Raw genomic sequence first — 19,114 nt, 5'->3', positions numbered from 1 at the left:
TAGTCCATGCACTCCTAGCCCAACGTCTTTTCAGTCAATGTCCGTACTTCCCAAGACCCCGCTGGCACTGAGCCGTGCTGCATTTGCCACCTTGCTGTTGATTGCCCTGATGATGGGCGCCAACCATGTGGCGGCGCGTATTGCGTTCAACCATGGCGTCGATGTGCCCACCGCAGTGGCTGTGCGCAGCCTGGCAACGGCCTTGGTTGTCGCCCTGCTGGTGGCGATTCAGGGGGTGCGTGTTGCCTTCACCGCGCGCCACCTTCGCGTACTGCCGGTCATCGGTCTTCTGGTTGGCGTGCAAAGCCTGTGCCTGTATTCATCGGTGGCCCGCTTGCCCGTCGCCCTGGCGCTGCTGGCGTTCAATACCTACCCTTTGTGGATTGCCTTCTGGGCCTGGCTGCTTTATCGACGCACCCCGGAGCGCGCTGTTCTGATCGCCATGCCGGTCATCCTGCTGGGGCTGGCATTGGCGCTTGATGTGCTGGGTGCTGCTTCGGGCCTGGGTGCGGCCGGGCAATGGGGCCGCATTGGTGCCGGTGTGGCTTTTGCCCTGACGGCTGCCGCCACTTTTGGCGTCGCCATGGTGTTGACCCAGCATGAGGCCGCCGATGTGGATGGACGCGTGCGCACGGCCATCACCCTGGGTATCGTGGGCGCGCTGGCCGCGTCGGCAGCCCTGGCGCAAGGCGGCTTTCACCTGCCCGATGCCGAGCCCGGCTGGTGGGGTTTGCTGGCCCTGACGTTTCTGTATGGCACAGCCTTCACGATCATGTTCACCCTGCTGCCCAAGCTGGGTGTGGTGGGCAGTTCCCCGATCATGAACGTGGAGCCCGTTTTTGCCCTGATTCTGGCCTGGCTTATTCTGGGTCAGGCGATCGCGCCGATGCAGCTGGCCGGCGCACTGCTGGTGGTGGGCGCCGTGATGGTGCTGGGGCTGCGCAAGCGTTAGCTGGCGCAATCCTGCCGGGCCTTGAGTGCCTTTTCGAAGTTCACTTTGACTTTGATTTTTTCCGGGTTCAGCGGCGAGCGGATGGCGAACTGCGGGTCGGTTGTGTCGTGGTACATGTACTTGCTCAGTGGCATGCCGCCGGGGTTGATGATGCTCACCACATGCGGGGTATTGGCGCGTTTTCCCCTCGCGATCGCGACGGCCTTGTCACCATTGACCAGCTGGACGTAAGTGCCCGGCGGGTAAAACCCCACCGCCGTGGCCATGGCCGCGCCGGGGGCTGTTGCCGCATCGGTGGCGCCAAGAAAAATGGACTTGACGGCGCCCAGCGGCGACATGGCCAGGCGGGTTTTTCGGGCCGCCATCTTGGCAACAAAACTGTCTGCGACCCGCAGGATGCGTCGGCTCTCGATGTTGCCGGGCCGTCCTTGAGTTTCATCAAGCTCATGATGCCAGCGCACGATGTCGAGCAAATCTTCGTCGGTGACGCCGAGCTTTTGCAGGATTTCAACACTGAGCTGCGGGTGCTCCCGGATCAGCTTGCGCTGTGCGTCGTTGAGTGCCGAGCTTTGCCGGGTCAGACTGTCTTGTGCCCGCGCCATGCCAATGTTCATGGTCAGTGCCGCACGGAACAGGGTGCTTCGGGCAGACGCAGAAAGGTCAAGCTTTTCTGCCGTCAAATCGCAGACTGCAGCTGACAGCAGTGCGTGCGTGGCGCAGTAGCCAAGCTGGGGGTCTGCCAGCGCCTGGAACAGAACGAAGAGGCATTCGTCGGGGTCGCTCTTGAGCATTTCGAGCCCCTTTTGCTCGATGCCTTCCAATCGCTGCAACGGATTGATGGCCGCTTCGCCCTGGTACAGGAAGCCTTGCAGGGTTTCCTGCAAATCCAGCCAGCCTCCAAGAACCTCTTTGCCGACGAGGTAATCGGCTTCCCTGATTTCCGATGGCATGGAGGCCTTTGCAATGGTTTCAAGATCGACGCCGTCGCGCAGCATGGTTTGAATCATGCGCTCGTAGCTCTTTTGCCAGGCCTTGGCGTCACTTTCGGTCATGGAGGCCTGGTGCGTGTTCAGCATTTCCTTGTGCTGCGCGGACAGGATGACCTGACCTTTTCGCAGCAGCAAGCGTCCGTCAGGCGCCCATACATCCACCGGCAGCGGTTTGCCGAGTTCGAGCATGGCGACGGGTATTGGAACGTAATTCATCAGTCGCTCACCAGTACAGGCACACGCGGTGCCAGTGCGCACATCAACTCATAGCCCACGGTGCCAGCACAGTGGGCCACTTCGTCAATGCCTACGACCGCGCCTTTGGCACCTTGGCCCCATAGCGTGACTTCACTGCCAAAGCCAGCAGCCATACCAACGTCGTCCAGGGGCGAGAGGTCGACTGTGATCATGTCCATGCTGACTCGCCCAACCAGGCGGGTACGAACACCGTTGACCAGCACCGGCGTTCCGGTGCCGCAGGCACGCGGGTAGCCATCTGCGTAGCCGCAGGCCACAACACCGATGCGTATCGATTTTTCCGCAGTGAATGTAGAACCATAGCCAACTGTAGCTCCCTTCGCAAGGTCTTGCGTTGCTATTATTTTAGAAGCAAACGTCATCGTTGGGTGTAAATTCCAGTCGACGGCGCTGTGTTCGGGAAAGTCCGGCGAGCTGCCATACAGGGCGATGCCCGGCCGTACCCAGTCGGATGTCACCTCGCTGGCCGCCGTCGTGCCCGCCGGCAGGGGCGTCACTGGCGCGCGCAGCAGGGCTGCGCTGTTGCTGAGCGACCGCTCACCGGGCAGGTCACGGGTCACTTCGGCGAATACGGCCATTTGCCCGGCGGTGCCGCGCGGGCCGTCGGCATCGCTGAAGTGGGTCATCAGGGAAATCTCGTCGACCTGGGGCAGTGCGTTGAGTCGGGTCCAGGCGGCGCGAAAGCGCTGCGGCGTGAAGCCCAGGCGGTTCATGCCGGAATTCATTTTGAGAAACACCCGGTGCGGCACATTGGTTTTGTGGGTGGCCAGCATGTCTATCTGCTCGTTGCAATGCACCGTGTGCCAGAGATCCAGACGCGAACACAACTCGAGATCGCGCAACTCAAAAGCACCCTCCAGCAAGAGAATCGGGCCACGCCAGCCCAGTGCACGCACGCGTTGAGCTTCTTCCAGGTCCAGCAGCGCAAAGCCGTCGGCTCCGCGAAAACCCTCAAACACCCGCTCAATGCCGTGGCCGTAGGCATTGGCCTTCACGATCGCCCAGACCCGTGAATCCGGCTCGGCCACGCGAGCGCGCTCAAGATTGTGGCGAAGTGCGCCAGTATGGATCGTGGCGTGAATCGGGCGAGGCATGGTGCGCTGGGGTTAACGTGTTTAACCTTGGATTTTGACACCTCCGGGGCGTGCTATAACCCGGTATCGTTTGAAAACCTATTATAAAAACCCTCGTGTCAGCATCGCTGGTGCGCGCCTGTAGACAATGAAACGCGGCTTTTTTACCATCATGTCAGCGCAGTTCTTCAGCTCGCTGGCCGACAACGCACTGTTTGTCGCAGCGGTCCAGTTGCTCAGAACCAGTCAGGCGCCGGAGTGGCAGCAAGCCGCGTTGGTGCCGATGTTTGCGCTGTTCTATGTCATTCTGGCCCCGTTCGTCGGTGCCTTCGCAGACTCTATGCCCAAGGGCCGGGTGATGTTGATCAGCAACTTCATCAAGGTGTTCGGCTGTTTGATGATGTTGTTTGGCACCCACCCCCTGATGGCCTATGCCGTGGTCGGCCTGGGAGCCGCGGCTTACTCGCCAGCGAAGTACGGGATCCTTACCGAGTTGTTGCCCGCATCGCAGCTGGTCAAGGCCAATGGCTGGATCGAGGGACTGACCATCGCCTCCATCATTCTGGGTGTCCTGCTTGGCGGGCAGTTGGTGGGGCCGATTTTGTCGCCGATGCTGCTGTCGCTCGACTTCCCCATGCTGGCCACCAGCGTGGACACTCCACCGGAAGCGGCAATCAGCGTGCTGATATTTGTGTACCTGCTTGCTGCATGGTTTAACACCCACATTCCCCTAACCGGTGTGGAAATGCGTGCCATGCCGCGTCGCATCGCCACGTTGTTGCCGGATTTCTGGACCTGCAATGCGCGTTTGTGGCGCGACAAGCTGGGGCAAATTTCGCTGGCTGCGACCACCCTGATCTGGGGTGTCGCCGGTAATCTGCGTTTCATCGTGCTGGCCTGGGCGGCTGCGGCTCTGGGTTATTCCGTGACGCAGGCATCTGCGCTGCAGGGGGTGGTTGCGATCGGCATGGCGGTAGGCGCCGTGGTGGCGTCGATGCGCATGCAGCTCGAAGATGGACCGCGTGTGATCACACTGGGCATTGGCATGGGCTTGCTGATCATCTTGCTGATCTTTATCGACAACGTCTGGTTGGCCGCGCCCTTCCTGATCTTGCTGGGTGCCCTGGGCGGTTTTCTGGTGGTACCCATGAATGCCTTGCTGCAGCATCGGGGTCACAATCTCATGGGTTCGGGGCGATCCATCGCGGTTCAAAACTTCAATGAGCAGGCGGCCATCTTGCTGCTGGGCGCGGCCTACAGCTTGTCGACCGGCTTGGGTTTGCCGACCTTCGGCGCGATCACGGCGTTTGGCCTGGTGATTGCCGGCTTCATGTGGATCATCAAGCGCTGGCACGCCCGCAATTGTGTGCAGTACAAGGCAGAGATCGAGCACCTGCTGGACATTGCCCGCAACGACAGCCTTCACGGCTGATGTCGAACAAGGCATTCGCCGCGGCCGCCGCGTTGACGCTTAACGCCTTTGTGTGGGGCGTGTCATGGTGGCCATTTCGCATATTGCAGAGTCATGGTCTGCATCCTCTGTGGGCGACGACCATCATTTATGTCTTTGCGCTGGTCTGCCTGCTCAGTTTCTGGCCTGGCGCCTGGCGCGGTTTGGTGCGCCATCCCATGTTGTGGTGTCTGGTGCTGGCCTCGGGCCTGACCAATGTCGGCTTCAACTGGGCGGTGACAGTGGGCGATGTGGTCAGGGTTGTCCTGCTGTTCTATTTGATGCCGGCCTGGGTGGTCTTGCTGGCCTGGCCTTTGCTGGGCGAAAAGCCCAACGCGGGTTCGATACTGCGACTGTCACTGGCACTCGCGGGTGTTGTGATTGTGCTCAAGACCCCCGATTCACCATGGCCGGTGCCCGAGAGCATGGCCGATTGGCTGGCACTCATGGGGGGCTTCAGTTTTGCGCTGACCAACATTCTGTTGCGCAAACTCAATCAAACCCCGGAAGAATCGCGCATGCTGGCCATGTTCGGCGGCGGTGCGGTGATGGCGGCGGGTGCGGCGGCGGTCGGCATGGGAATGGGCCTGGTCACGCCGATTCCCGCGCCGGGCTGGGTCTGGTCGGGGCTTGTGCTGCTCGTCAGCCTTGCGTTTCTGGTGGCCAATACGGCCCTGCAGTACGGTGCAGCCCGTCTGAGCGCCAGCGCAACCTCACTCATCATGCTGTCGGAGCTTGTCTTTGCCAGTGTGTCATCCGTGCTGCTGGGAGCCGGTGCGTTGTCGGGTGCGACGCTCTTGGGGGGTGCCTTGATCTTGCTGGCCTCACTGCTGGCGGTGTCTTCGTCGGACCCCCACTGACGTCTTTGACAAAGGTGCAATACTGCCCATCTCAATGGAACCGGAGGACGCATGAGCACTGTGTACGATTTTGAAGCCGAACAGATCAATGGCAAATCCGTCAAGCTGCGCAAGTTCAGGGGCAAAGACAAGGTTTTGCTGATCGTCAACACGGCCAGTGCCTGCGGTTTCACACCGCAGTTCTCCGGGCTGGAGGAGTTGCATCAAACCTACCGCAAAAAAGGCCTGGTGGTATTGGGCTTCCCCTGCAACCAGTTTGCCGCCCAGGACGCTGGCAGCAACGATGAAATTGCGGAGTTTTGCCAGCTCAACTACGGCGTCAGTTTTCCGATGATGGCCAAGATCGATGTCAATGGCGAGCATGCCCATCCGCTGTACCAGTGGCTGGCGCAAGAAGCGCCTGGTTTGCTGGGCAGCAAGTTGATCAAGTGGAATTTCACCAAGTTTCTGATTGGCAAGGATGGCGCCGTCCTCAAACGCTATGCGCCGACCGACACGCCGGCCAGCATGGCCACGGACATTGAAGCGGCTCTCGCGGCCTGATGCCGGTTATCTTGCTACGCGCTGTCCCCGCAAGGGCAGACGGATCAGGGGAAGTGACGCGGAGGGGCGGGTCACATTCTCGTCATACGGGTGGACCGGGTTGCCAACGGACTTGAGAATTCGTTGCACATAGGCCCTGGTTTCCAGGTAGGGCGGGATGCCGCGATAGCGTTCGACCTTCCCTTCGCCGGCGTTGTAGGCGGCGGCGACCAAGGCCACATCGCCTTCGAAATAAGCCAGCAACCAGCGCAGATAGGTCAGTCCCCCCCGGATGTTCTGCGCCGGGTCAAAGGGATTTCGCACGTTGAAGCGCTCGCTGGTCTCGGGTATGAGTTGCATCAAACCCCTGGCGTTCTTGGGTGACAGCGCCAGACTGTCAAAATTCGATTCTGCCGCGATGATGGCCAGCGCCAGTTGAGGCTCCACCTTGTACTGCGGCGCCATCTTCATGACCAGGTCAAAAATCTTTCGGGGCGCAATCAACTGATAGTCCACACTCGGCTTGGGCGGTTCAGCTGCAGCAGTGGCCGGTGGCGCCGGGTCGCGCATGCACTCCGGCACCTCGCTGGTGGGACCGCCGACAACCTTGAGCATGCGGATGGCAGCTTCAAGCCCCTGTTCGGCAGCGGCATGAAAAAAGAAGGCTGCCGTCACATCATTGCGTTCCACGCCGCGGCCGTTGGCGTACATCCACCCCAGGTTGTACTGCGCTTCAGGGTCGCCCAAGCGAGCACTTCGACAGTACAACTTCGCCGCAAGAACGGGGTTGCGTGTCACGCCTTCGCCGTTCTCGTAGGCAACGGCCTCCATACGCAGACTGGATGCCAGCAAATTCCCGGTCGTCACCGCCGACACTTGCCCCTGTGCTGGCATCGCAGCACAGAACACCATCATCAACAGGGACGGGAGAGACCAAAAAATCCGACGCATAGTTTTCAGTATCGGTGCTTTGGGCGTGTTGTGACAGATGGTTATGCGCTCAATGAGGAAGGATTCCCGCTTTTTCGGGAATTTTTTGCGCAGGCTCAAGCCGCGGTGCTTACCTGTTGGGGGTCTCTGCGTTGCGTTTCTGCTGCCGCTCAAATTCAATGCAACTGGTGGTGCTCGCCAGCTCTGGCCGCTGGCAAGCGCGGTACAGGCACATGGGGCGGGTTACGAAATTGCTGTCTGCGCAGACTTTTTCCGCCGTCAGCGCGGCTGGTTCGGGTTTGGGGGATGGCTTGGGCAATGTCTCACGTGGCGCTTGCGCAGATGTTGATCCTGTCTGCTCTGGGGTGGTCGGCAACCCAGGCCTGAGGGGCGTGGCGGGTGTGTTGGTGCGCGTGGTACCTGGTTTGGTGGCCTTGCTTGGTTTCGGCGTTTGCGGCACTGGGGGCGGTGATGAATCGGCAGTGGCGCCGGCCGAGGTGAGGGCGGGGGCAGCGGCGGGAATGGTTTCCAGGGTCGGCGCAGGCTGGTTCGGTGAGGGTCCGGCGGCCGGTACGGGTGTTCTGCTGGTAAAACCACGCCATCCCGCAGTAGCTGCCAGCAGGACGAGGATCGCCAGCGATGACATTGCAAGCCACATGACATAGGGCCGACGACGGGCGGGGGCGGGCGTTGCCGGAGGCGCTGAGAGGATATTCTTTTTGTCCTGGTCCTTGCCGGCAGCGGGCTTGATCCCTGTGGATTTGATCTGTTGCGTGGGCAAATACTCATATTGAGCGCGGTCCGTTCGGCCTGGGCCATCGGCCTGTGGCGCACCGGCCAGTTGCAGCAGGTCGCCGTTGGGCAGGCCGGCCGCACCGAGTTCCACGCGCCAGTCAAAGGATGACATGCCGTTGGGGGTGCTGAGCTTGAGGGCACGGGTGAACTCCTGAATCGACTGTGGGCGGTCCTGTGGTTGGGTATTGAGTGCCCAGGCCATGCCGGCAACAAATTCCGCAGAGTAGCTTTGCCCGAACTCCTCGGCCACGGTCTTGGCGACGTTGGCAAAGGTCGGCATGGTGTCCTTGACGATGCGGACTGTGGCCGGCAGCGGCGCCTGGTTGCAGAGCATGCCGTGCACTACGGCGGCCAGCGAGTAAAGATCGGTCCACGGACCTTGTGGCATGTCGTCGACATCGCCATATTGCTCAATGGGTGCAAAGTTGACCTTGAGCAGGATGGTTTCCTGTTTGACGCTGTCACCCAGCGCCAGTCGGGCTGCGCCCAGATCGAGCAGGACCGGCGGGCCGACATCCTGCAGGAATATGTTGTCGGGTGAGATGTCCCGGTGCAGGGCATTGCCACGGTGCAGGACCTTGAGTGCGCCCAGAATGGCCCACATCACTTTGCGCAACCAGGCCTCCGGAGGCGGCATCTGCATTCGCATTCGGGCCTGCTTGAGTGTCATGCCACGGTACAGCGGCATCACCATGTAGGCGGTGTCATTGGCCTCCCAAAACCGCAAGACCCGAACCAGGGAGGGGTGCTCGAACCGGGCCAGCATACGCGCTTCGTCCACGAAAGACTGCAGGCCGATGCGGAAGGTTTCATGGTCGGCGGGCGTACGCACCGAAATATTCAGTGTGCCCTCGCGTCGACCGGCCAAAGTCGAAGGCAGGTACTCCTTGATGGCAACGTCGCGTTGCAGTGAATGGTCGTAGGCGCGGTAGACCATCCCGAATCCACCCACGCCAATCAGCCCCAGGATTTCGAACTCGCCCAATCGGGTTCCGCTTGCCAGTGCATCGACATGACTGACGTCAGGGGCTGCAACGCGAATCGGCAATTCAATCATGAGTCCCAAGCAAGAAGCACGACCGTCGGCCGCTCAAACAGGGCGTGGATCGCAAGATCAGCCGATTCTATTGCAGTAGTTCTCTGCCGCTGCACGGGAAAAATGTAAGAAATCTGTGCGGCGCAGCGTCAATATCGGAACTCACTTCAGTGCGGGATTGAGCGCAGCCGCGCAGCCGCTTCACGCAGACACGCGGCAGTCGTATCCCAGTCCATGCAGGCGTCGGTGATCGAGACGCCGTAGCGCAAATCCTGTGGGCGACCGAGTTTCTGGTTGCCTTCGAACAGGTTGGATTCCAGCATCACGCCTTTGATGGCGCGGTTGCCATCCGCCACCTGGTGGACGACGTCCTTCAGCACGAGAGCTTGCAGGGCGTGGTTCTTGCGGGAGTTGCCATGGCTGCAATCGACCACGATGTTGACCGGCAGCCTGGCAATTGCCAAGGCAGCTTCAGCTTGCGCCACGGCAACCGAGTCGTAGTTGGGCGTGGCGCCACCGCGCAGGATGAGATGCCCAAAGGCATTGCCCCGGGTTTGGGTAACTGCCACCTGGCCTGCACCGTTGATACCCAGAAAGGCGTGAGGCTGGGCGGCGGAGAGCATGGCATTCAAGGCAACCTCCAGATCGCCATCGGTGCCGTTCTTGAATCCGACCGGTGAAGACAGGCCGCTGGCGAGTTCCCGGTGGGTCTGGCTCTCGGTGGTGCGAGCGCCGATGGCGCTCCAGGCAATCAGGTCGCCCAGGTACTGGGGTGTGATCGGGTCCAGAGCTTCGGTCCCGCAGGGCAGACCCAGTTCGTTGATGCTGACCAGCAGCCGTCGGGCGATGCGCAGACCCTCTTCGATGTCAAAGGAGTCATCCATGCGCGGATCGTTGATGAGGCCTTTCCAGCCCACGGTCGTACGCGGCTTTTCGAAGTAGACGCGCATCACTATGACGATCTCGTCTGAAAGTTCGTCGGCCAGGGCCTTGAGCTTGTGCGCGTACTCCATGGCAGCCAGGGGGTCGTGGATGGAGCAGGGCCCCACCACCACAAACAGCCGCGAGTTCTGCCCCTGCAGAATCTGGCACAGGGTCTGACGCGCCTGGCTGACCGTTCGGGTTGCCTCGGGGCTGGGGGCGATGTCCTCGTGCAGCTGCGCGGGTGACGGCAGCGTGGCTTGCGAGACGATGTTCAGGTTCTCAAGAGCAGTAGGAAAGGTCATGGTGACGGGTTCTCGCGAAATGTGGCAAAAGTGCTTACCAGAGTTGTCGGCCAAACAGGTAGGTCATGTTGATGCGGCGACTTTCATAACCTTCCACAAACCTGATCGTGTCGGTCTCGTGGAACAGGGCTGAGTTGAAAAGCACGGCGCGGTTGCCCCGATGAGGAACTGTGACGTGGCCCGATTGGTGTTTGGCCAGGAACTCATAGATGACTTTCGCGTCGGCGTTGTATTCCTGAAAAGTCCAGTTCGCTGGCGCCGGAACGTCGTATACCTTCAAGCCACCAGATGCCGGGTCCAGGTTGTACTCGCTGGGGGTCAACCAGAAATTGAGATTCACCTTGGCAAAATCGGCATGCACATTGATGCCCTTGCCCAGGGTGGCATCGTATTTGAAGCCCCAGAGCTGGTTCAGGGAATAGTCCTTGAAAATCCTCGGCATTTTTTGCTTGAGTTCGCGGGCCAACTGCAAATGCAGGGGGCTGACGAAGCCCTGGTTGGCAAAGGCACCCAGATAACTGTTGACGTATTCCTTGAGCCAGACTTTGGATAGCAGACCAAAGTCGCGAAAAGCCTGCAAGGCTTCTTTGGAAAGGAAGTTATCGATGTACAGTATTTCGGGTGTCGCCTTCAGGTAGGCATCTTCGAGCGCCTGCCAGTCGTTCTCTGGATTCAGGCAGGTGGTTTTCAGGACGGGCATCTCAAACACATGCTCGGCGGCCAGGTAAGGCATCAAAAGCGCAAGCTCGTTCGGCGCAATCGAAATGAAATCACTGTTGCCCGCATCGCATTGCTGATCCAGGAGCTTGTGGCCCGTGTCCACAAACTGCGCCGTACCCGCGATCTCATATCCTCGTGCCTGCAGGTAAGCAGCTTGTTGCAAGTCATGTTTCAGGCGAAATTTTGGAAATCCGGCCCGAACAGCGCCTTTCCCTCCTTGCCGGAATTCGGTGTTCAGAAACATACGCAGGCTCTTTCTGCTCTCCTGTATTCCAAGTTCTGCATGGTCGGGGTCGCTGACGCAAATGCTGGCCAGGTTGACCTGCGCTTTCAGCAATGCGGGATCGATGGCCAGTGCGCGCCGGAAACTCTCAACCGCTTCCTTGGTGCGGTCCAGGTTGCGCAGGGCTGTACCGCGATCCGCCCAGGCCTGCGCGTAGTCGGGGCTGATGGCAATGGCCTGATCGCAAATGGCCAGGGCTTCTTCGTTGCGCAAGAGGTCGCTGAGTGCCGTGCTTTTGTTGTTGAGCACCACCACATTGTTGGGGGCCAGTTTCAGCGCGAGGTCGTAGTTGGCCAGGGCGTCTTCTGCCCGCCCCATGTGCTGCAGGACGTTGCCGCGATTGCACAGGATGTCGACATGGGTTGGGTTGACCAGCAGCGCCCGGTCGAACGCAGCCAGGGCCTCGGGCATGCGCTGGAGTTGTTTGAGCAACAGGCCCAGGTTGTTCAGAATGCCGATATCGCGCGGGTTGAGTTGCAGTGCCTGCTCGTACGAGGCCAGGGCCTGCGTGACATGTCCCAAAAGCTGCTGCACATAGGCAAAGTTGTTGAGAGCATCGACGCTTTGGGGATTGGCCTTCACGGCCTGGCTCAGCAGGGACAGGGCCGCCTCAAGATTGCCCGCCTGGGTCTCGATCATGCCCAGGTAGTGCAGGGCGTTGAATTCACCCGGCAAGGTCTTCAGCACATCCAGATACAGAATTTTGGCCAGTTCGACATTGCCCTGGGCATGGAGTGCAACGGCTTGCTGGAGCTTTTGACCCGTGGTGTTCGACACAATTTGATTCAATGGGGCACCTTGTTCTGTTTCGGTTGCGCTTTCGCTCAGCGGCGGCATTCCGGTTGCCGCTGCCTTCATATTCGCGATGGCAGATAGGCCCAATTTTACCCGGGCGTCCCGTTCAGTCGGTCTATCCTGCGCTGGGTGGCAGCCCGCACCATCAGGGTTTGCCCGTGTTTAAGGTGTTGCCCCAACCATGGGCATCAAAGGCGTAATATGCTGCAAGTCTTTAGCAAATTGCCAAGGAGAGATTTCTTGATTTCCAACTTGATGAGCGACTCGGTTCGCGCTGCTGGCTTGGGGGCGTTGATGCGGGGCGCTGGACTGGTGACCCGGTTCATTCCCATTCCCCAACCCACCTTGTTGGTCGGCCCCGGCTCCAGCGGCAGGCTCGGGCAGGCGATTGCGGGTTTTGGTCACCACAAGATTCTGATCGTCACTGGCACCAATGTCTCCCGATTGGGCTTGCTCAAGGACCTGACGGATGCCTTGACCGCAGGCGGTGCGCAGTTCGTGGTGTTCGACGAAATGACGCCCGATGCACCCATTCCCCTGGTTGAAAAAGGCATTGATTTCTGCAAAGCGCATGACTGTGATGCCATCGTGGCCTTTGGCGGCGGCTCTTCGATGGATGCAGCCAAGGCGATTGCCGTGGCTGTGGCGAACAACAAGCATCCCCGTCAACTGGCAGGCTACTTCAAGGGTTTGCGTGCTCCCCTCAAAATTTATGCCGTGCCCACCACGGCGGGCACGGGCTCCGAAGTCACCGTAGCTGCCGTCATCTCGGACCCTGATTCGCACAAGAAACTGGTGATCGTCGATCCTCGCATCGTGCCCAAGATGGCAGCGCTGGACCCCTTGCTCATGACGGGTCTGCCGCCGTCCATTACTGCCGCGACCGGTATGGACGCGCTGACCCACGCCATCGAGGCCTTTGTCGGAAACTGGGCCACGCCCTATTCAGACGGCATGGCCTTGTCGGCAGTGGGTTTGATCTTTGAAAATTTGCGGGTGGCCTACAAGGACGGTAAAAACCTGGCTGCCCGCGAAAAAATGGCGCTGGCCTCGACTTACGCGGGTTTTGCCTTTACCCGCGCCAATGTCGGGTACGTGCATGCCATCTCGCACCAGTTCGGTGGGCTGTACCACACGCCGCATGGCCTTGCCAATGCCATCATGCTGCCCTTTGTGCTGAAGTATTCCAGCCCGGTTATCACCGAGCGCCTGGCCTTGCTGGCACTGCGTGCCAAGGTCGGTCACGAGGATGAATCCAGCGAGGTGCTGGCGCAAAAGTTTCTTGACGCCATTGACCAGCTCAATGCAGACCTCGGCATTCCGACCTGTCTGGATGCCCTGCGTGAGGCCGATATTCCCGAACTGGCCAAGGCTGCCTGCCATGAGGCGCATACCGGCTATCCCGTGCCGCGTTACATGACGCAGGCGGTGTGTGAAGACATCATTCGCCAGGTATTGCCCAAAGCGAAAAAACCCGCACCATCACCGCGGCGCAGGAAAGCCGTTTGAGCGTTGGCGGGATGTGAGTTGATTGAGTGGTCTGGTTGAAAAAATAAAGAGGATGAAGTTCATGAAAAAAGTAGTGACGGTGACACTTGGTTCGTCCAAGCAGGATTTTGAGTTCAAGACCGATTTCTTGGGTCAAAGCTTTTCAGTGCGTCGTCTGGGCGCCGATCAGGACACGGGCAAAGCCTGGGAGTTGATGCGCCGCCACCAGGCCACTGCCGATGCCATCGGCCTGGGGGAAATCAGCGACCACTATCACGTGGGTCTGCGAACGGTCACCAACAAGGAAACCCAACGTTTGACCAATGTCGTGACCCGTGTGCCGGTCACCACGGGCGCTACCCTTCGACGCCTGTTGCAAGTGCGCGCCGTGCGTCATGTGCAAAAGGAGCTGGGCAGCTACTTCAACAACAACCTGGTGTTGTTTCTCTCGGGCATGCGCAACTACGACATGGCGGTGGCCATGTCCGACTACACCAAGAACCTGAGCTTTGCCGACGCGCTGGTACAAACCGGCACGCCGGCCATGCTGGGTTCGCTGGAGCAACTGGAGCTTTATGCCAAGGGCAGCGAACTGATGCTGGGCGGGCGCCCCGGGCAGATGCTGGAGTCCTCGCTGGCGGGGTTCAAAAACCAGCGCCTGGGTAGCGCGGTTGCCAAATCGCATGTGGTGGTGGGTACCTTTGCGGAAATCAAGGCTGTGGGCAATGCCGCCAATCTGGAGGGCAAGACCCTCATTACATCGGCCGTGGATGATGAACGGCTGGCTTTTTTCACCAAGTGCAAGGTCAATCTGGTGATCGATGTCTCGCCCAAACTGTTTGAAAAAGTGGTGGGCATCAACACGCTGGAGGCCATGATTCTGGCAGCGTTGGAGAAACCCTCCGAGGAAGTCTCTGACGATGATTTTGATGAAATCCTGACTGAGCTGGACATTCAGCCGCGCCTGCTGCACCCCACGGGCAAGTTCCGCAACATTCGCCGTTTTGCCTTTGTGGTGCATCCCCTGAGTCAGGACTACATCAAGAAGGGTTTTCCTATTCCCGCGTCCACGCCCAAGTTTGTGATGGACCAGGTGGAGCGGCTGGCCGCGCACATGCCGCCCTTTGTCTACTGCAAGATGGACAACATCATTTCACCGACCGGCGCAGAGGCCGAAGGCTGGCTGATTTCGGTGGGCGGCACACCCAAAGAAATGCTCTCGCGCAGCCCCGAGTTCACCTACCGCCGGCTGTTGCTGGCGGCCAAGATGGCCGAGAAAAAAGGTGCGCAGATCATGGGGCTGGGAGCCTTTACCAAGGTGGTGGGCGATGCAGGTGTAACTGTGGCGCGCCGCTCCAGCATCCCTATCACCACAGGCAATAGCTATTCGGCGTCGGGGGCGCTGTGGGCGGCGGCCGACGCCATGCGCCGCATGGGTTTGGTAAGCAAGGACAAGAACGGCAAGGTAGCAGCCAAGACCATGGTCATTGGTGCTTCAGGCTCCATTGGTTCAGTCAGCGCCCGCCTGCTCGCCATGACCTTTGACGAGGTCTATCTGGCCGGTCGCACCTTGAGCAAGCTTGACGAACTCAAGGCCTCCATCCTGAAGGAGACGCCCGGTGCCAAGGTGTTCACTACCATCGCCTACAACGATTTGCTGGCGGACATGGACATGATCGTCACGTCGACCTCCGGTGCTGGCAAGGAGATCCTTGACATCATGAAGGTCAAACCAGGCTGCGTCATCACCGATGTGGCGCGCCCGCTGGACCTGCCGGCCAAGGAGGTGGCCAAGCGCCCTGACGTGCTGGTGATCGAGTCGGGCGAGATTGAGTTGCCCTCCAAGGTGAACATGAAGAGCATCGGCTTGCCTGACAACGTGATTTTTGCCTGCCTGGCAGAAACCGTGGTGCTGGCGCTGGAAGGCCGCTTTGAAGTCTTCACCATCGGACGTGACACCGAATGGGAAAAGGTCAAGGAAATCTACAAATTGGGCTTGAAGCACGGTATGAAGCTGGCGGCCATCTCGGGCGTCAAGGGTGTTTTCTCCGACGAAGACATCGCCAAGGTCGTGACACTGGCCAAGAAGGCGCGCCTGACTTGGAAGGGTGCCAGCCCGGCCAAGGTCGTCAAGGCAGTTGCCAGAAAGGCCCCGGCGAAGAAGGCGACGGTCAAGACTGCAGCCAGGAAGGTAGCCTCGAAGACGGTGGCGCCCAAGGCCGTGGCCAAGAAGCCAGCGGTCCGGAAAGCCGCTGTCAGCAAGGCGCTCAAGGCTGTAAAGGTCTAATAGACTGACGTGGGCGGTGCGCCGGGAATGGCTGCCAGACGCTGCATACTGCCCCATATGCTCAATACCCCAAGGAGATCTCATGATTAGAAAAATTGCATTTTTGTCCTTCTCCCTTGCGCTTGCGCCTTCGTTTGCGCAGCCCGCAGCGGATCCGGCGGAAGTGGATGCTGTGGTGGCCTCGATCAAGGCCTCCAATCCCGATCTAAAGTCGCTTTGCCAAAAAGGCCCGGAGGGCATTCGCAAAGCATCCACGGAAGCGGTCACGAGCTTGATGTCCTCGGGCAAGGTCAAGGGCAACCCTCAAGCCACAGGTGGCGAAGCTGGTCAGAAGGTTGGGCGCGAATGCCGCGGCGGCTAAGCTGATCGACAAGTTGGCGTCCAGGCACCCAGGCCTTATTCCGACCCGGCGCCCCAAGGCAAGGCAGAGGCTGGGGCAGCGCCCCCCTTCTTTCTGTTGCGAATGACCGAATCGAAGCCGGATCGTCCGCCGTTGGCGATGCCGGCAAGCATGGTCACCACTTCCTTGCATTCATACGGATCCAGATCGACGCGGAACTTCTTCAGTGCCATGGCGAGGGCTTCACGCGGCACGGCTGAATGGGTCGCGCCAACCGCCTGCATGGCGCCAAAGAGTTCGGGTATGTGCTGGCAAATTGACTTGATTCGACCCAATGCCTGCGAGGGTACGGCGCGGTGCGTTGGCGCCATCCAGGACATATCCTGTGCCTGAGTCTCAAACTCTTGCCAGAGATCGTTGATGCACGCAGCAAGATATTCCTTGGCCTGCACCGACATGTCGGGAGCCTCAGTCGAGCCCCCCGATGTGTGCGGAGCCGGATGGTTGGTTTCTTCGGCCGAATCCATGGTGTTGAAGTAGCGGTTGGCGCAATATAACAAATGCCCATGCTGTAGGCAAGATTGCTGCGCTACCCCGCAGCGCCACCTGGTTCAGTCGGTCACGGGGTCGTGCTCAGCGCCTGATCCAGCACCTCGACCCAGTGCCGCACAGGTGTGTCCGTGCCGCTCTGCAGGTGTGTGATGCAGCCTATGTTGGCTGACACAATCTGATCCGGGCTACCTGCCTGGAAGGTCTGGGCCAGGTTGCCGAGCTTGCGGTCGCGCAGTTGGTACGACAGGTCAGGATTGAGCACCGAGTAGGTGCCGGCCGAGCCGCAGCACAGATGCGATTCGCAGCCTGTGACTTTCACCTCGAAGCCCAGTTCCTGCAGGTGGCTTTCCACGCCACCGCGCAGCTTCTGACCGTGCTGCAAAGTGCAGGGTGGATGGAACGCGATCTTTCCGGCCTGGCCGCTGGTGGCACGTGCGACGCGGCCTTTGAGTTTGGAGACCAGTTCCGGCAACCATTCGCTCAAATCCTTGGTCAACGCGCTGATGCGTGCGGCCTTGTCGGCATAGACCGGATCGTCGCGCAGGATGTGGCCATATTCCTTGACGGTGACACCACAGCCGGAGGCGTTCATGATGATCGCCTCAACCCCTGCATCGCCGGAACGGCTTTGCAGGTAGGGCCACCAGGCATCGATGTTGGCACGCATCTCGGCTTTGCCGCCATCCTGGTCGTTGAGGTGGAATTTCACGGCACCGCAACAACCGGCTTTCGCTGCAATCACAGTCTGGATACCAGCGGCATCCAGTACGCGAGCGGTTGCGCTGTTGATGTTGGGCATCATCGCCGGCTGTACGCAGCCCGCCAGCATCAGCACCTTGCGTGCATGGGTTTGCGTGGGCCAGCGTCCCGCATCCTGTTTGGGAGGGACCTTGTTTTTCAGTGCAGCCGGCATCAAGGGACGAACCATTTGCCCGAGTTTCATGGCGGGGGCAAACAGCGGCGATGGCAAACCCTCCTTCAAGGCCCAGCGCAGCGCACGCTCCCCCAGCGGGCGCGGCACCTTGGCATCAACCAGCTTGCGACCGATATCCAGCAAGTGACCGTAGTCCACCCCGGATGGACAGGTGCTTTCGCAGTTGCGGCAGGTCAGGCAGCGATCCAGATGGGCCTGGGTTTTGCGTGTGGGGGTTTCGCCCTCCAGCACCTGCTTCATCAGGTAGATCCGCCCACGGGGTCCGTCCAGCTCATCGCCCAGCAACTGGTAGGTCGGGCAGGTGGCGGTGCAGAAGCCGCAGTGCACGCATTTGCGCAGAATGGCTTCGGCTGCATCACCGTCGGCGGTGCCTTTGTATTCCGGGGCGAGATGGGTTTGCATCAGTGGGCGACTGGATAGGCGGGCGTTGTTAAAAGTCGGCGTAGAGGCGACCGCGGTTGAAGATGCCCGCCGGATCGAATTCGGCCTTGAGGCGTTGATGGATATGGCGCAATGGCGTTGATAAGGAACTGAATCGGTGAATTTCCCCCGTATCAATTGACTTTGATGCTGTGAAAAGCGTAGCACTCCCGCCAACCTGGGCAGTCAGCTCTCGCAATTGGGTGTGCGCCGTTATCGGGGCCCACAGCCAGCGCTGGCCACCATGCCATTCAACGAGTTGCGCGTAAGGCAGGTTCAGGGCTGGTGCAGTTTGTGGTACGGACAAGCGCCATAAGCAGAGTTCGGGTGCCGGTGCTGTGAAGAACGGCAGACTCTGGTTGCGGCAGGCCTGCCAGTCGGGTCCGGCTTGCGCGTTGTCCATGCGCACGGCGTCGCCGCCCACCGCCTGTACATCAGCCATCATGCGTGGACAGGCTGCCTCGACCGCAGCCACGGCGCCACGCAAACGCACAAACAGGAATTCACGCGCGGGCTGGGTTGTGTCGTCCCGTACCCAGCAGCTGGCGTTGAGCGGCAGTGGCTGACCACCCCAGCGATTGAGCAGGTCCAGGGCCTGCTGTTGCGCGAGGTCGCCAAACATCAGGGTTGCCTCTGCGGGGGCGCCGGGCAGTACCTTGAGTGAGAGTTCGGTCAGAATCCCCAGCGTTCCCATGGCGCCGACCATCAGGCGCGAGACATCGTAGCCGGCTACGTTCTTCATGACCTGGCCGCCGAAGGTCAACAGTTCGCCACGTCCATTGAGCAAGTTGACGCCCAACACAAAGTCGCGCACGGCACCCGCACTGGCCCGGGCCGGGCCGCTCAAGCCTGCGGCAACCATGCCGCCGCAGGTGGCGGTGCTTTGACCGGAGGATGAGTTTATGAAGCTGGGCGGTTCAAACGCCAGGCATTGGCCGCGCTCGGCCAGCGCGGCTTCCAGTTCCGCCAGGGGTGTTCCCGCGCGGACCGTGACAACGAGTTCACTGGGTTCGTAATTCGTGATGCCACGCAAAGTGCTGACATCCAGCACGTCGCCCTGCAAGGATTGGCCGTAGAAGTCTTTGGAGCCACCGCCGCGAATTCGCAGCGGCGCGCCATCCGTGAGGGCCGCTCGAATACGGTCGGTGATTTGGAGAAGCGCAAAGTCCATGGCATGCATGCGTCAAATGGTAAGGGGCGACGG

Annotated in this window: 16 protein-coding genes; 7 read left to right on the top strand and 9 right to left on the bottom strand. The window is 60.2% G+C overall.

What is annotated here, in order from left to right; translation table 11 throughout:
• The first annotated feature begins 37 nt into the window (after nt 1-37).
• Entirely contained in the window at nt 38-952 is a 915-nt protein-coding gene (locus IV109_RS15170) for a DMT family transporter (protein ID WP_296698216.1), read from the top strand.
• Here the strand turns inward: IV109_RS15170 and IV109_RS15165 are convergent.
• Nucleotides 949-2,157 (bottom strand): HD domain-containing phosphohydrolase, encoded by a 1,209-nt coding sequence (locus IV109_RS15165; protein ID WP_296698212.1) that lies wholly within the window; start codon nt 2,155-2,157, stop codon nt 949-951. The two genes, IV109_RS15170 and IV109_RS15165, sit on opposite strands and share 4 nt — an antisense overlap.
• A complete protein-coding gene (gene alr / locus IV109_RS15160; RefSeq protein WP_296698209.1) occupies nt 2,157-3,293 on the bottom strand; it encodes an alanine racemase in 1,137 nt (378 codons plus the stop codon). The genes IV109_RS15165 and alr overlap by 1 nt, the downstream gene beginning before the upstream one ends.
• A 127-nt stretch (nt 3,294-3,420) precedes the next feature.
• On the opposite strand from alr, the gene lplT reads away from it, so the two are divergent.
• Genes lplT through IV109_RS15145 form a run of 3 tightly spaced genes read left to right on the top strand, consistent with a single transcriptional unit; the run spans nt 3,421 to nt 6,125 of the window.
• A complete protein-coding gene (gene lplT, locus IV109_RS15155; protein WP_296698204.1) occupies nt 3,421-4,704 on the top strand; it encodes a lysophospholipid transporter LplT in 1,284 nt (427 codons plus the stop codon).
• Complete coding sequence (locus tag IV109_RS15150) at nt 4,704-5,582, top strand: DMT family transporter (RefSeq protein WP_296698199.1); 879 nt, start codon at nt 4,704-4,706, stop codon at nt 5,580-5,582. Before lplT ends, IV109_RS15150 begins: the two co-directional genes overlap by 1 nt.
• Before the next feature lie 51 nt (nt 5,583-5,633).
• Nucleotides 5,634-6,125, top strand: a complete 492-nt coding sequence (locus IV109_RS15145; RefSeq protein WP_296698196.1) for a glutathione peroxidase — start codon at nt 5,634-5,636, stop codon at nt 6,123-6,125.
• Between the two features lie 6 nt (nt 6,126-6,131).
• Here the strand turns inward: IV109_RS15145 and IV109_RS15140 are convergent, their stop codons facing one another.
• The 4 genes from IV109_RS15140 to IV109_RS15125 form a co-directional block, all read right to left on the bottom strand.
• Nucleotides 6,132-7,055 (bottom strand): transglycosylase SLT domain-containing protein, encoded by a 924-nt coding sequence (locus tag IV109_RS15140; RefSeq protein WP_296698193.1) that lies wholly within the window; start codon nt 7,053-7,055, stop codon nt 6,132-6,134.
• Between the two features lie 109 nt (nt 7,056-7,164).
• Nucleotides 7,165-8,886 (bottom strand): serine/threonine protein kinase, encoded by a 1,722-nt coding sequence (locus IV109_RS15135; RefSeq protein ID WP_296698190.1) that lies wholly within the window; start codon nt 8,884-8,886, stop codon nt 7,165-7,167.
• A 146-nt stretch (nt 8,887-9,032) separates the two neighbouring features.
• Nucleotides 9,033-10,091 carry a 3-deoxy-7-phosphoheptulonate synthase gene (locus IV109_RS15130; RefSeq protein WP_296698185.1) on the bottom strand — a complete coding sequence of 353 codons (1,059 nt, stop codon included), beginning with the start codon at nt 10,089-10,091 and terminating at the stop codon, nt 9,033-9,035.
• Nucleotides 10,092-10,125: 34 nt separating this feature from the next.
• Nucleotides 10,126-11,883: a tetratricopeptide repeat protein gene (locus IV109_RS15125; RefSeq protein WP_296698181.1), complete on the bottom strand. Its 1,758-nt coding sequence runs from the start codon at nt 11,881-11,883 to the stop codon at nt 10,126-10,128.
• A 246-nt stretch (nt 11,884-12,129) separates the two neighbouring features.
• Here IV109_RS15125 and IV109_RS15120 point away from each other — a divergent pair, with 246 nt between their 5' ends.
• The 3 genes from IV109_RS15120 to IV109_RS15110 all read left to right on the top strand — a co-directional run bounded on the left by IV109_RS15120 (nt 12,130) and on the right by IV109_RS15110 (nt 16,025).
• Entirely contained in the window at nt 12,130-13,398 is a 1,269-nt protein-coding gene (locus tag IV109_RS15120) for an iron-containing alcohol dehydrogenase (RefSeq protein WP_296698177.1), read from the top strand.
• Between the two features lie 61 nt (nt 13,399-13,459).
• Entirely contained in the window at nt 13,460-15,664 is a 2,205-nt protein-coding gene (locus tag IV109_RS15115; RefSeq protein ID WP_296698174.1) for a dehydrogenase, read from the top strand.
• A gap of 82 nt (nt 15,665-15,746) precedes the next feature.
• On the top strand, nt 15,747-16,025 hold the full coding sequence (locus IV109_RS15110) for a hypothetical protein (protein WP_296698169.1): 279 nt from the start codon (nt 15,747-15,749) through the stop codon (nt 16,023-16,025).
• Between the two features lie 35 nt (nt 16,026-16,060).
• Here the strand turns inward: IV109_RS15110 and IV109_RS15105 are convergent, their stop codons facing one another.
• The 3 genes from IV109_RS15105 to glcE form a co-directional block, all read right to left on the bottom strand.
• Entirely contained in the window at nt 16,061-16,531 is a 471-nt protein-coding gene (locus IV109_RS15105; protein WP_296698162.1) for a hypothetical protein, read from the bottom strand.
• Nucleotides 16,532-16,623: 92 nt separating this feature from the next.
• A complete protein-coding gene (glcF, locus tag IV109_RS15100; RefSeq protein ID WP_296698159.1) occupies nt 16,624-17,892 on the bottom strand; it encodes a glycolate oxidase subunit GlcF in 1,269 nt (422 codons plus the stop codon).
• A 28-nt stretch (nt 17,893-17,920) separates the two neighbouring features.
• Entirely contained in the window at nt 17,921-19,081 is a 1,161-nt protein-coding gene (gene glcE, locus IV109_RS15095; protein WP_296698155.1) for a glycolate oxidase subunit GlcE, read from the bottom strand.
• Nucleotides 19,082-19,114 lie beyond the last annotated feature (33 nt).

Source organism: Rhodoferax sp., assembly GCF_018780565.1.
GTDB lineage: Bacteria > Pseudomonadota > Gammaproteobacteria > Burkholderiales > Burkholderiaceae_C > Rhodoferax.
Note: the sequence above shows the minus strand (reverse complement) of the source record. Positions and strands in the feature narration are given on the sequence as shown.